Origin of the sequence: Phormidium sp. CCY1219, from assembly GCF_035615515.1 — a bacterium.
Taxonomy (GTDB): Bacteria; Cyanobacteriota; Cyanobacteriia; order Cyanobacteriales; family Laspinemataceae; genus CCY1219.
This window is the reverse complement of the sequence record NZ_JAJENT010000388.1, coordinates 1-13,412: the sequence shown is the minus strand read 5'-3', so window position 1 is coordinate 13,412 and position 13,412 is coordinate 1. Positions and strand designations below refer to the sequence as shown.

Below are 13,412 nucleotides of genomic sequence, written 5' to 3'. Positions count from 1 at the left end.
TCCTGGGAAAATAGCTCGGTGCCCGGTTAATTTTTACGCAAAGCCTCCTTCTTTTCTTGAAGGGGGCTTTGTTGTTTTTGGGGTTGAATCATACTTTGCCGACAAGCGTCTGTTTCTATTAGGTAGCTGTACTTTGTGCCAAGCAAGTCATATCTCGCCCGCTTTCTTTTGCTTGATAGAGGGCATCATCAGCTTCGGCAATCAGTTTGTTGGCCGAGGATTTTGGGGTGGGAATCATACTGGCCACGCCTAAGCTCAGGGTTACGACGTCATTAATGGGAGAGTTCTTGTGGGGGATGGCTCGCTCCTTGAGAGTTTCTCGAATTGATTCTGCTAGTTGTAACGCTCCCTTCGTATCGGTATGGGACAGGACGATCGCAAATTCTTCCCCGCCATAGCGCGCTACCAAATCTCCCGCTCGCTTCACCGAGTCACTCAGTAAATTGGCGATGGTTTGCAGGCATTCATCCCCAGCTTGATGACCGTAGGTATCGTTATACGACTTAAACCAATCTATATCGCACATGATTAAAGAGAGAGACGATTCTTCGCGGGCGAGTTGATTCCATTGTTGGCTGAGGTGTTGGTCAAAGTAGCGACGGTTGGCAATTTGAGTCAAGCGATCGATTAAAGCAAGACGTTGTAACTGTTGATTGGCGCGTTCCAATTGTTCGGTTAACAGATGTTCGCGCTGGATTTGTCGCTGCAGTTGTGCGATCGCCCAGCGCGAGGCCAAAATCCGTCCCACACGCTGACGCAATACCGTCCAATGGATGGGTTTCGAGAGAAAATCCGTGGCCCCCGCCTCAAAGGCGCGATCGATAGCAGCGTTGTCATTGCCCACAATCATCATTAAAATCGCCGGCGCGGTTTCCCCCATCATCGATTGGATTTGACCGCAGCACTCGAAACCATCGAGGATTGGCAAGTCGGCATCGAGCAAGACTAAATCTGGTTTGCATTCGCGCGCGCGCTTCAGACCCTCTTCGCCATTCGATGCCTCGAAAACCCCATACTCTTCATTCTGCATGGCGCGAACGAGCAACCCCCGCCTGGATGCATCTTCATCGACAATTAGAATGAAAGGCGGTTTTTTTTTAAATTCTGGATTACGGCTCATTTCTATCTCGGATGGTTGGCGCGAATGCTTTTTCTGATGATTTTTGTTAAACGGTCTAGGGTTCTACAGTGGCGATCGCCTTATCTTGCTCCACTTTTCCATGCCGCGATCGCTAATTTTTCTCCGGTCTGCTTGATTAATTATTCTACCAAAATTTTGCCCGGTTTGAGGCAAAAAACCCCCGCCGTGTCTTTGGATGGATGATTTTGGACTCCTTGAGGGGTGCCCTGGGAGCCTGGGAAACGCTGAAGACGGTAAGTAATTTTGCTTATTTGCTGCGGATGCATTCAACCAGTGTGGGTCTGATACCCAATCGAGTCGAGATAGGACTGATAAATCCCCGCCTTTAGAAAGGTGGAGCCACACCACCCTTGCACCGACGCGGTTGAATGGTCGTAATAAGTATTTTTTCCAGTCGGATTGGCGCTGAATCCAAGCAACAGATAAAGTTCACTCTATCCTGAAGATTTATTGAACTCCATCGATCTGCCAGAGCCGCCTCAACGCGATACAAAACTTTACAAACGGTTTAATATAGAGTTGGTTTTATTGTCATTATCGCTCCCACACAAGAGTTTTTAGCAGTTTTGACGAAAAACTGAGTGTTTTAGGGGTCTGATTTATCAGGTCAACTCTGTTGTTACCATGATACCGTAACTGGACACATAAGTAGGTATTTTTACTAAAAAAATAACCCACAATAAATGCTTATAGACAAGATTTAAGATTTATTTTATATTTTAGCCAGATGGGTTAGCCAATGAGGCTTTCAAGGTTGTAAGCTGGTTTTTAACCAAAACTCAACCGAGTCTGCCAGATAAACTCATCTAATGACATAGGGTTGAGTTCGTGAATCAATTGCCTCCGGGGGAAACGTGATGTTCTAATTGATGTGAATCCCCGGGTTTCCTGCCCATCAGTAAATTGCAGTAGGTTGCATCGAAATAAAGAGGCGATCGCCCAGAGCCTTTGCGATCGCGAAGCGGACAACTGAAACCCACTCCAACATGCAACCAGGATAAATTATGAGCAACTTCTCAAGCCAATTTTCTCGCCGGAAATTCCTGTTAACTGCTGGAGCCTCTGCAGTAGGTTCCGTATTGCTCAAAGGCTGTTTAGGAAATTCACCTTCTGCCTCGGATATGTCCGCCGACGCAGAAGCGATCGAACTGAGTCCCGAACAAGTGCCCGAAACCACAAGCATCAAACTCGGCTACATTCCAATTGTGGAAGCGACTCCGTTGGTAATTGCCCAAGAAAAAGGCTTTTTTAAACGCTACGGAATGACCGACGTAGAGGTATCCAAACAAGCAAACTGGGCTTCAGCTAGGGATAAGGTCACCCTTGGTTCCCAAGGTGGAGGAATCGATGGCGGACAGTGGCAGATGCCGATGCCGCATTTAATTAGCGAAGGGATTATTACCAACGGCCAAAAAGTGCCGATGTACGTCCTCGCGCAATTAAATACCCACGGAAACGGGATCGCGATCGCCGACATTCACCAAGGTCAAGGACTCAGCATGGATCTCTCCGGTGCTGCCGAATATATTAAAAGTTTTCCTGCCAACGAAGGGCGCAAATTTAAAGCCGCCCATACCTTTCCCAATGTGAACCAAGACTTTTGGATTCGCTATTGGTTTGCCGCAGGCGGCATCGATCCAGATACAGATATCGATCTGCTTGCCGTACCCCCTGCAGAAACCGTTCAAGGGATGCGAAATGGCTCGATGGATGCCTTCAGCACCGGAGACCCTTGGCCCTTCCGAATTATCGCCGAAGATATCGGGTTCATGGCAGGTTTGACCTCAGAACTGTGGCCTTATCACCCAGAAGAATACTTAGGGATTCGTGCAGACTGGGTGGACAAACATCCCAAAGCAACCAAAGCCTTATTAAAAGCCATTATGGAGGCGCAGCAGTGGTGCGACAAGCCAGAAAACCGCGCCGAAATGGTTCAAATCGTCTCCAGTCCGAACTACTTTAACATTCCCGTAGCGGTACTCGAACCCCCCTATGCCGGCAACTACAAAATGGGGGATGGCAAAGCCGAAATTGAAGATTTAAACATGGGGCCGCTCTATTGGACCGATCCGCGCGGTAACGTATCTTATCCCTACAAGAGTCACGATTTGTGGTTCCTCACCGAAACGATTCGCTGGGGTTTCCACCGCGAGCAAATCAGCGATATCGATACCGCCAAGCAAATTATCGATCGCGTCAACCGGGAAGACCTCTGGCGCGAAGCTGCTCGAGAAGCCGGATTTTCCGATATTCCCACCAGCACCTCGCGCGGCTTGGAAACCTTCTTTGACGACAAAACATTTGACCCCGAAAATCCCGAAGCCTACCTCAACAGTTTGGCAATTAAGCGCGTTTAATTCAAACCCGAGGGTAAATAACGGCGGATTTAATCCCCAAACCGCGATCGCCGAATTGGCGATCGGGTATTCATTTACAACGATGATGTGTATGGGTCACTAAAGTAGAGGTTGAGAAACCGGGTTTCTTCCCCCAATTAGAACTCATTAGCATCAAATTAGATGCCTAAACCCGGTTTCTTTCTAGATTGGATTGCAAATCGATGGCCGAGTCTCGGCAATTTTACTGAAAATGAGGGGTTTGACCCACCACTCTAGGGTTCATTTTTTGTTGTAAAATAATCGATGCCAGAGGCGCATTGATATGCTAAGCTTCTCGAGCGACCTTTATCTGAGCGGGGTTTTTCCCAAGGGATAAAGGTCTAATTCTGCTTGCAGTGGGGAGTGAGTCAAAACCCAATCACCGAAACTTTCAGCCTGTGGTATCAGGAACTCCGTAGGAGCCAATCCCAGGAATTCAGTGGTGGGCTTGTACTAACACCTGACCCGCCTGAGACAAATTCGGTCTAGGTTACGCCGACAAGTTAACGTTCAATCTCTGGGATACGCTGCCAGTTCCAGGCTTTAGAACCAAGATGTTAAATAGCCGGATCTCAGTTACAGCCGTACAGGTGGAAAGGACAGAAGCGTAACATTGACCAGCGGCCCCGCACCGTGGCACGGCGACGCGCGATCGCGCTGTTGGAGGCAAAGAGGGGGCGATCGAAAATAAACTCCACCCAGAGGATGGACACCTGTATCCCATGTAAGGATGCCCGGTGGGGCGGTTGTTGGTGCAAGGGAGAGATTTGCCTTTCCATACATCAATGACAGGGGTTTCCATTCTCGCCCTTACCGACCCTGACTTTTTAAGAGTCGAGCGGGATTTGCTGTAGTTTAAATGTCGATCGGACTATTCGTTCGGAGCCGCTGGTGGATCCGTAGCGCCGCGATCGCCAAACAAAGCCGTTGTAGTGGCTATAGGGCGAAACCCCGAGGATTGATTCTCGTCAGTATTCACTCGTTCGACTTCAGCGAAAGCGATCGTTAGTGTTTGCGGGGATTTCGTGGCGGTTGCGCGATTTCTTTCGAGAACGTTTCTCCGGGGGGTTGACAGCGGTCAAACCTGGTGCGCCAAACTCCTTCCCCGTTACAGAATATCTACCTTTTCTCCCTCTACCTTTCCTTCCCTGAGGTAGAGGCTTTTCACACCTCTTAGGGATGAAAATCATTATTAACTTCAGCTCATCATTCGTTAACAAAATTAGCCGTGAAACTCTATAACAATTATCCCCAACTGATTCGATTTTTACAAGAAGAACTCGCCATTTCACCGTCTTCTATCGAGATGGCGCAGCGCTATTGCGAGCAAAATGTCGGTCCGCTACCGATGATTTTGTGGCAATATGGGCTAGTTTCTCTCGAACAGCTCGAACGGATTTTCGATTGGTTGGACAATCGAACCACGTTAGACGGACAACATTAATCGGGCAAGCCGATCGCTGCGCTGGCGCGATGATAGGAACATTCCCATGCCCTGGATTCACACCACCACAATCGGCGTGCCCCTAGTGGATCGGGCGCGATCGCCAGCTTCGCCAGGGATGCTCAGATAGAGAATTCGTGGGTCAGTGCTGCTGAGATCTGTGGCTGGAATCGGCTGTAAAAGCATAAAAAATCAGAGCTGTCAAGCTCCGATTTTGAAATTCATTAAATTTTATTCGGCAACGCCGCTGGGGTTCATTCAGACAACTCGATGGGTTGTCGAGAGACTTGCTTCTCAGACAACGCCTGAGTTTGTTGCAACAGTTGCGCTCGACTATCCTCGCTTTCCGGGTTGAGGGTCGGCACCAAATTGCGGGCTTGTAACGTCATGTGAAGCTGAAGATGCGCCACGTACTCACTGATGTCTTCACGAATTGAACAGGATGGATAACGATTCATAGTTGAAGCCAAAGTGTTCTCCTTTCTGGATCTGCGGCTATCGCTTGCCACTCATAAGACGTTACCATTACTTTCGCCGATCGTCGCATTTTGCAACAAAGCTTAACGTTTAGGGCGACAAACCGTTTAGAAATGTAAACTTTAAATCAAAAAAGGTTTCAAAAGTCGGCCTGCAGAAGGGTTCGAGTTCGCAAATTCGGCAGGATTGCCGTTAGGTGGGGGGGAAGGGCAGACCAACGCCCCCACGAATTTTGCGTTATAATTGCATTTATAGCAGCAAGGGAAAAGCCGGGAATGGGGGAGCACCCCAAGTGGCGATCGCTCATAGGGGTGAGTTCGCATTCGGTCAAAAATTTTATCCCTTGCTACAACAGTGACAGGTGCAGGCTGCGTCTCGGTCAGATGCTCCGATTTATCCTGATTAACAGAGCTGTTGGAACTGTCCCATGTACTCTCAAGCAAATCGAGATCTGTTTTCCGTATTTTTAGAAAATGTCCCTAGAGCAGTGGCGATAGTCGATCGCCAGATGCGTTACCTGGTCATGTCTCGTCAATGGGCGATCGCCTGCGGGATAGAGGAGAGAAGCCTTCCCCTTCATCCTCCCAACTCAAACCCCGAGAATTCCCAAAAGCGCAAGCCTGCCCCTGGGTCAGGAAACCCTGACCAGACATCGCCTTCCCTTCTGGGGTGCTCTCATTACGAATTCTTGCCCATGCTACAGCCATCGAGAGCCAACAGAGAACACCCCCGAGACCATACAGACCCGCAAAGGGTTCGCGATCGCTGGCGCGAGGTACAAGCTGCCTGTTTGGCCGGATCCGTGGAAAAATGGGAAGAACCGCATCCGGTGGGCGAAGGTATGGAAACGGTGAAATGGGAAGCACATCCTTGGAGAAACCCGGGGGGTGAAATTGGCGGATTGCTGATTTTGCGAGAGGTTAGATCCGCGATCGCCACTGAGCGAACACCGCAAGAACAGCCGCTTCCCGACCCCATCGAAACCCCCACCCCGGCATCTCCCAGTGCATCCCTCTCTCGTTCCCACACCGACGAACGAGCACTGCGCCGCCAAAGCGAAGTGCTTGTAGAACTCGCCCGCAGCAAGACGCAAAACGGGGGAAATCTCAAAGCCGCCTTGCGAGAAATCACGGAAGCCACCGCCGAGACCCTGGGGGTGCAACGAGTAGGGGTGTGGCTCTACAACGACGATCGCTCGCGAATTAGCAGCATCGAACTGTACGAACGCCACCTGAGTCATCATTCTGCCGGCAGTTTTCTGCTCACCCTAAACTATCCGAATTATTTCCGCGCCTTAGACGGGGAACGGGCGATCGCCGCCAATAATGCCCTGAGCGACCCGAGAACCCAAGAATTTGCCGAGTCATATCTGCGTCCCTTGGGCATTTCCTCCATGTTAACCGTACCGATTCGCATCGGCGGTCAGCTAGTGGGCTTCTTATCCTGCGAACATCTCGGCCCTCCGAGACGCTGGAAGTTAGGCGAACAGAATTTTGCCGCTTCCATTGGCGATTACACTGCTTTAGCCTTGGAAACCCACGATCGCCTAAAAACTCAAACCGAACTCGAATCGGCAAACGAGCAACTGCAAGCCGTGTTGGATGCCGTACCTGGCTGCATTTCTTGGTTTAGCTCCGATTTAAAATATCTCGGCGTTAACGGATATTTAGCCAAAACCTTCAATAAAGCACCGGGCACTTTTGTGGGGAAAAGGATTGGCTTTTTACAAGGGTCTGCTCGGTTTAACCAATTAGTGCCTCAATTTTTTGCCAATCCGGTAAAAGAAGCGCGACAGGAAATCCAGATGCCGGTTGGCGGACAGACGCGGCATTTTTTAGTAGTCTCGCAAAAATATCACCAAGGCAATGCAGCGGTGTTTGTTGGATTTGACATTACCGAGCGCAAAAATGCCGAAGCCGAACTGCAAATTGCCAACGAACGATTGGAAAGCCGGGTGCAGGAACGCACGAAAGATTTAACCGAAGCGATCGGCAAATTGCAAGATGAAATTCACATCCGCACGCAGCTCGAAGAAACCCGAGATGTGCTGGAATTTTCCATTAATAACGCCGCCGACTCGGTATTTTGGCTGACACCAGAAGGTCGCTTCTTCTATGTAAATGATTCCGCTTGTGTGGCCTTAAATTATTCCCGGGAAGAATTGCTGTCGTTAAGCGTGCATGACATTCACCCGGATTTACCGCCGGAAGTCTGGCAAGACTACTGGGACGAAATTAAAGAATTCGGTTCAGTTCGACTCGAATCTCGCCATCGCACGAAAGAAGGAAATGTATTTCCCGTGGAAATTACAATTAATTATTTTGAAGTCAATTCAAAAGAGTATAATTGTATTTTTGCCCGAGATATTACCGAACACAAGCGCTTTGAAGCCGAACTGCACCGGGCGAAAACCGAAGCCGAAGCAGCAAACCAAGCCAAAAGCGCGTTTTTGGCGAATATGAGCCACGAACTTCGCACCCCTTTGACCACGATTATTAGTTACAGCGATTTACTACAGGAAGATGCCAAAGATTTGGGCATTGAGGATGAAGAGTTTGTTGCAGATTTGCAGAGTATTAATAAAGCCGGTCAAGATTTGCTGATGGCGATCGGGGATATTTTGGATTACTCGAAGCTAGAAATCGGCAAAATGGAGTTAGAGGTGTCTTGCTTTGAGGTAGTTGAATTCATGGAGGAAGTGTTCGAGAGAATCGAACACAAACTGGTGACAAATCATAATCGGTTAACCGTGCAAGGTGCAGAGGATGTGGGAACGATTTGCACCGATCGCACTAAATTGGTGCATGTGTTGTGGAATTTGGTAGATAATGCCACGAAGTTTACCGAACAGGGGGAAATCGCGGTGGAAATCGCGCGGGAAACCGCACCAAATTTCCAGGTGTTGAATTCCTCTCCCACTGCGCTTGGGAGTGCCACACAAACGGGTCAAAATTGGATCTCGTTTCGCGTCCGGGATACCGGAATTGGCATGACAGCAGGACAAATGAATAATTTGTTTGAGCCGTTTACCCAAGTCGATTCTTCTCGTACCCGGCGATATGGCGGTACCGGTCTGGGACTGGCTCTCAGTCGCAGTTTATGTCAGTTCATGGGTGGGGATTTGCTCGTGGAAAGCGAATTGGGCGCGGGTTCGACGTTTACCGTTTATCTCCCGAGCGATCTTGCCCCTATCGAGTCCATTTCGAGCGCGAGGGAGACAGAAGCGCGCGAAGAGATGGAAGGATCGGACTGGGATGAGGCGATCGCGCGCCCAGAGGATGACGAAGTGTGGGATGAGGAAGCAGGCTGGGTGTTTGATGAGGAATAATACGGTGAGCACGGCGCGCGATCGCCAAATCCTATCCCCGTTTCCGGGAGGGTGGGCATCGCCCACTCTGCCACCCTTTCACCGCAAAGTAGGGAAATTTTTGGTTAAAACACACCCCGCCGAGGGGAAGCTAGCCAGCAAACCCAGCAACCCTTGTGCCGACCGACTCGGGCGAATATAATCTCCGGAGGAATAGCTGTAAAAAATTGTTTTTACCACAGCGATTCCCCCGGATCTCAGGGTACATGAACTCGACCGCCGATTTTAAGTGAGAAAAAGACCCCCGATCCTCCACCCTAGAGTGAAAGCTGCCCATTCTCAAACGTTACCCTATCCCCCCATTTTATATATAATTTCAGTGCGAGTCGCCGCATCTAGAGGGCGAGCATTCACCTGGCCGGCATTCCAGGGTTTCGGGGGCATGGGAGGACGCAACGACGTCTGCCATCCTTGCAATAACTGCTGCAACAGCTTATCTTGAGCATCGCGAAATCCCATGAGATAATCCCCTCGGTTGAGAATGGCGAACCAAATCCAGCCTTTATCCCGCGTGGGAAGGACCCCCGCCAGAGCGCTCACATCCCATAACGAGCCGGTTTTCACCACCGAACCGGGGGGAATTTGACGATAATCCATCGTGCCGCGATCGCGTCCGGAAACCGGAAACAAGTCAGCCAAGGTCATTTCATGCGGTTGCAAATAGCGTTGAATCGCCATAAACATCGAAACTGCCGCCCGGGGGGAAATTTGATTTTCGTGACCCAAACCGGATCCGTTAATTAACTGAATTTCCTCTCGTGGGACGCCCGCCGCCTCAGCAGCAAGTTGGCGCACGGTTTGCGGGCCGCCCAAAGCCGTAGCGAGCATCTCGGCCATCACATTATTGCTGTAAATATTCATCTGTTGCAATAACTCAGCCAAGGGGAGAGAATGATGGCGCAACAATACCGTTTGCTCAGACAATTGTGCATTGGAGGTCACGATATTGCCTGCGATCGCCACCTGGGGTTTTGCGGTACCCGGTGCCATTTTCTCATAGGCTTTTTGTGCCTCGGGGGTCCATTGGCTCGAATCCAAGGCAATTTTCAGCAATTCCCCACTAGCACGCGGGTCCGCTTCGACAAAATTCATCGAAAAATTGTCCACAATTACCAAATTGCCGGTGACGCGACGAATGCCCATTTGATTTAGGGTATTTCCCACCGCGATCGCCGAGGACCAGACAAACAACGGGTCATTGCCGTTGGTAAGGATTAAATCTCCTTGTAAGACCCCTCCCTCGAGAGTTCCCGTGGTGCTGATTTCGGTTTTAAATTGATGGTCGAGGCCCCAAGTGAGCACCGCTGCTAAAGAAGTGGCCACCTTGGTAATCGAAGCTGCCGGCACTGGAATGGTCCCTCGATGATTGACGAGCAGTTGATGACTCGACTGCACCCAGACCCCCTGAGTGTCTGCCAACAATCCTTTTGCCTGCAATTGCTCTAAATAGTCTTGCACCTGACGTTCTGTGGGCGGATCGGGAATCGTGGCGAACACCTGTCCCGGAATCGCCGGTCCTGCCAATAACTCGATAGCCTCTTCGCGGGAAATGCTTACCCCTAACGTCTCTAGCCAGAGGGATAAGACACCCGAACTCAGTAACTCCAGCATGGTTGCAAATGTATTTTCGTGTGTGATTGGACTGTTCGCAGGTTGGGACGCGCGATCGCGGCGGGTTTCTTGTCCCCGTCGCATATCCCCTCGGTTTGCTGCCCTTGGCGATGCCGATCGCCGCCACCCGTAATCAACATAAATCTGGCGAATTGCCCGCACCCTTAGCAATTTTTTATAGATTTCCCATCCCATGACCAGAAACCGGGTTACTGACTCTAGGGAGGTGGCTGTAGAGACGCGATTCATAGCGTCTCCAGGATTTGGCGCGCGATTCCTGGTTTCTGAGCGCTACCACAGCGACGCCGGGGGACATGTTCTGACCCCTTACCCTTGGTAGGAGGGTTCGCCGACGCCGACTAACTCGGTGAAGGGACGCCAGTGGAGTACATCTGCGAGTAAAGATTGATAACCCGCCACATTGGGGTGTAGTCCATCGTCTCCGAGACGCGATCGCCACCATTGTTCCCCGCGATCGCACCACAGGTCAAAAATATCGAGATAGGGAATGTTGCGTGCTTCGCAAGCTTGTTGGGTCGCGGTTTTGTAGCGATACTGATCCGCCTGGGTAAAGTACAAACAATTGGAAAACGGCATTTTGCTTTCATCCACCGGTGCCATGCCCACGAAGAACACCGGGCAAAGCGCCAAAGCGCGATCGAGCAAATGAGCCAGTTCTTGGCCAAAAGCGTCAAACGGGGTGAAATTGCGCCCGCTGCTGTGTCCCAGACGCGCCGTATCGTTGACCCCCACCGAGAGAATGATGGCATCCGGGACTTGGTTGCGCAGTTCCCCGCGATTGCGAAATTCATGTTCGAGGCGAATAGAGACTTTCGAGACGCGATCGCCGCGCACCCCGAGATTGTAAAGTACGTGACCGGCGCTGTCGGGCAACATCCACTCCCGTCGCAGTCGTTCCACCCAACCCCCGCCCACGGGATCGCCAAAACCGTAAATGATGCTATCCCCTAACGCCACGATTTTGAGAGCCGGGTTGAGGACTCGACGAAATCGCTGCTCAGAAGATGTTGCCATGACCTGCATTACGAATTCAACTCCCTGCGTGACTGTATTAATTCTTTACATTTATATAACAAAATACATCGATTCGATAAAATTCTGTTAATGACTGGTAGCGAATCCATACTGGAGCAATCGCCTGTGAAATCCAAAAAGCCCAAGCGGTCACTTTCAAATCAAATTGATAAACTAGAGAGGTTCTCTCGCCAATCACTCTACTCTATGCAAAAGCGTTCATCTTCATCAAGTTCGTTGGATCCCATGCATCTGATGCGACGAGCAGAGGATTTGGTTAATGCCGCACCAAATCGATATCGGATTACGGTACAAGTGGCGAATCGAGCCAAACGTCGGCGCTATGAAGACTTTGACAGTTGGGACGAGCCGATTTTAAAGCCGGTAATGCGAGCGATTATCGAAATGTCCGATGAGCTGACGCAACCGGAAATTATCGGGGAATAGACTATCGAAGGGAAAAGCGATCGCGAAACTTGGGGAAAATGCGAACAGTGAAACGGTGGATAAAACGCTCGAAAAAACTGTTTTGGCCGATCGCCGCCTTCTGTGTCACCGTGGTCAGTCTAACCTGGGGTGGGTCGGACTTCATTGCCCCAGGGCATTTGACCCCCTTTGCCCCATCCCGGGCGATCGCCCAAGATGTGGCTCCCGATCCGCCTCGGCGACGCCGGGATCCTCGGGAAGCTTGGCGGCAAGTGTACCAACGCTTGCCCGATTTTCCCCGGGAAAATGACTACATTCAGAAAGAAACCGGGGAAGTGGATGCCGACAATACCCTCGCTAGTCGGATAATCGCCTATCACCTATTCGTAAAAAATCGCCTGCCCATGTTCCGCTTGGACTGGAAATTCACCCTGGCAGACTATTTAGGCGCAAATCAGGAGATCGACCCGGTGGAATATCCGGGATACGACCTGTTGGAGGAAAACCCACTGGAACGCGATCGCGCGGCGATCGCCCAGCTTAACCGCCAGCAGCGCGACGAACTCATCTATGTCCTGGTGACGATTTTTAATCCCAACTACGACAACATCGAACCTTCCCCTGCCCCTGAAGCAGAAGACACACCCCCACCGCCCAGGGCACCGGATTCCCCTGCACCCCTCCCAGAACCGGGAGATGCAGATTTACTGAAACTTTAATCCCTTTGCAATTAAGGATTTATCGCGAATTTCAAACAGGGCACCATCGAGCATGAATCGAATTATCAAAAGCGGACCCGGGTGGCGGATTGGCTGGGATCCAGAAGCGGCGGAATTTAAAGGATTAGTCGGCGGCGACGACTGGGCGATCGAACTCACCGAAGAGGAGTTAAACGATTTTTGTCGCTTGTTGGGTCAGCTTGCCCACACCATGACTCAAATGGCGAATGAGTTGATGGATGAAGAAAAAATCGCCTGTGAAGCCGAAAGCGACTGGTTGTGGATGGAAGTGGAAGGCTATCCCGATGCCTACCGCTTGCACCTGATCCTCAATCGGGGACGGCGCTGCGAGTGCAGTTGGCCCCCCGCCCCCCTGCCGGAATTGGTGCGCGCCGCAAAAGGATTAAAAATTTTTTAGCAAACCCCTTGCATCTGCAAAAATCTCGTGCTATGATTGTAAATCGTTGTCGGGGCGTAGCGCAGTTTGGTAGCGCACTACCTTGGGGTGGTAGGGGTCGTGGGTTCAAATCCCGCCGCTCCGACTCTAACAAAAAACGGGGAAGCGGTCAGCAGAGGTTTTAACATCTCCTGACCGCTTTCCCGTTTTTTTTGGTGTGGCAGTGGCGGCGCGCGGGGCGAGGTTTTTGCCGGGATTTTTATTGCCCTCTGTGGGCGGGGCGATCGGGGATTCCGGGGGATTTCGTACTCGCCCGATCGAGAATTTCTGTAGCGCTATTTTGTGACGTACTCCCGACGCCGACCGCTTAGGCGGTACGGCGCGGGCTTCTGGGCCGAGACCTTTGAGATCTGGGTT

The 13,412-nt window shown here is 50.8% G+C and carries 13 protein-coding genes and 1 tRNA gene; 8 read left to right on the top strand and 6 right to left on the bottom strand.

Going from position 1 to position 13,412, the window contains the following annotated elements; genetic code table 11:
- Window positions 1–118: 118 nt before the first annotated feature.
- Window positions 119–1,120, bottom strand: coding sequence for a PleD family two-component system response regulator (locus LKK83_RS07740; protein WP_324630456.1), 1,002 nt, complete (start codon window positions 1,118–1,120; stop codon window positions 119–121).
- 1,025 nt (window positions 1,121–2,145) lie between these two features.
- On the opposite strand from LKK83_RS07740, the gene LKK83_RS07735 reads away from it, so the two are divergent.
- The gene (locus LKK83_RS07735) at window positions 2,146–3,498 is read left to right on the top strand and encodes a CmpA/NrtA family ABC transporter substrate-binding protein (protein ID WP_324630455.1); all 1,353 of its coding nucleotides are present in this window, start codon (window positions 2,146–2,148) and stop codon (window positions 3,496–3,498) included.
- A 593-nt stretch (window positions 3,499–4,091) separates the two neighbouring features.
- On the opposite strand, the gene LKK83_RS07730 is transcribed toward LKK83_RS07735, so the two are convergent.
- Entirely contained in the window at window positions 4,092–4,298 is a 207-nt protein-coding gene (locus LKK83_RS07730; protein ID WP_324630454.1) for a hypothetical protein, read from the bottom strand.
- An 80-nt stretch (window positions 4,299–4,378) separates the two neighbouring features.
- Here LKK83_RS07730 and LKK83_RS07725 point away from each other — a divergent pair, with 80 nt between their 5' ends.
- Window positions 4,379–4,528 carry a hypothetical protein gene (locus LKK83_RS07725; RefSeq protein WP_324630453.1) on the top strand — a complete coding sequence of 50 codons (150 nt, stop codon included), beginning with the start codon at window positions 4,379–4,381 and terminating at the stop codon, window positions 4,526–4,528.
- 219 nt (window positions 4,529–4,747) lie between these two features.
- Window positions 4,748–4,963: a DUF2949 domain-containing protein gene (locus LKK83_RS07720; protein WP_324630451.1), complete on the top strand. Its 216-nt coding sequence runs from the start codon at window positions 4,748–4,750 to the stop codon at window positions 4,961–4,963.
- 254 nt (window positions 4,964–5,217) lie between these two features.
- Here the strand turns inward: LKK83_RS07720 and LKK83_RS07715 are convergent, their stop codons facing one another.
- Window positions 5,218–5,421, bottom strand: coding sequence for a hypothetical protein (locus tag LKK83_RS07715; protein ID WP_324630450.1), 204 nt, complete (start codon window positions 5,419–5,421; stop codon window positions 5,218–5,220).
- Window positions 5,422–5,867: 446 nt separating this feature from the next.
- Between LKK83_RS07715 and LKK83_RS07710 the strand changes: the two genes are divergently transcribed.
- A complete protein-coding gene (locus LKK83_RS07710) occupies window positions 5,868–8,768 on the top strand; it encodes an ATP-binding protein (RefSeq protein WP_324630449.1) in 2,901 nt (966 codons plus the stop codon).
- A gap of 330 nt (window positions 8,769–9,098) precedes the next feature.
- Here the strand turns inward: LKK83_RS07710 and LKK83_RS07705 are convergent, their stop codons facing one another.
- Both LKK83_RS07705 and LKK83_RS07700 read right to left on the bottom strand, forming a co-directional pair.
- Window positions 9,099–10,667, bottom strand: coding sequence for a D-alanyl-D-alanine carboxypeptidase (locus tag LKK83_RS07705; RefSeq protein ID WP_324630448.1), 1,569 nt, complete (start codon window positions 10,665–10,667; stop codon window positions 9,099–9,101).
- Window positions 10,668–10,745: 78 nt separating this feature from the next.
- Window positions 10,746–11,462, bottom strand: coding sequence for a GDSL-type esterase/lipase family protein (locus LKK83_RS07700; protein ID WP_324630447.1), 717 nt, complete (start codon window positions 11,460–11,462; stop codon window positions 10,746–10,748).
- Window positions 11,463–11,660: 198 nt separating this feature from the next.
- Here LKK83_RS07700 and LKK83_RS07695 point away from each other — a divergent pair, with 198 nt between their 5' ends.
- The 4 genes from LKK83_RS07695 to LKK83_RS07680 all read left to right on the top strand — a co-directional run bounded on the left by LKK83_RS07695 (window position 11,661) and on the right by LKK83_RS07680 (window position 13,140).
- Complete coding sequence (locus LKK83_RS07695) at window positions 11,661–11,900, top strand: DNA-directed RNA polymerase subunit omega (protein ID WP_324630446.1); 240 nt, start codon at window positions 11,661–11,663, stop codon at window positions 11,898–11,900.
- A 47-nt stretch (window positions 11,901–11,947) separates the two neighbouring features.
- Window positions 11,948–12,598: a hypothetical protein gene (locus LKK83_RS07690; protein ID WP_324630445.1), complete on the top strand. Its 651-nt coding sequence runs from the start codon at window positions 11,948–11,950 to the stop codon at window positions 12,596–12,598.
- 52 nt (window positions 12,599–12,650) lie between these two features.
- Window positions 12,651–13,016, top strand: coding sequence for a DUF1818 family protein (locus LKK83_RS07685; RefSeq protein ID WP_324630443.1), 366 nt, complete (start codon window positions 12,651–12,653; stop codon window positions 13,014–13,016).
- Window positions 13,017–13,066: 50 nt separating this feature from the next.
- Window positions 13,067–13,140, top strand: a tRNA-Pro gene (locus LKK83_RS07680).
- A 2-nt stretch (window positions 13,141–13,142) separates the two neighbouring features.
- On the opposite strand, the gene LKK83_RS07675 is transcribed toward LKK83_RS07680, so the two are convergent.
- Window positions 13,143–13,412: hypothetical protein (locus LKK83_RS07675; RefSeq protein ID WP_324630442.1), on the bottom strand; the 270-nt coding region annotated here is incomplete at its 5' end.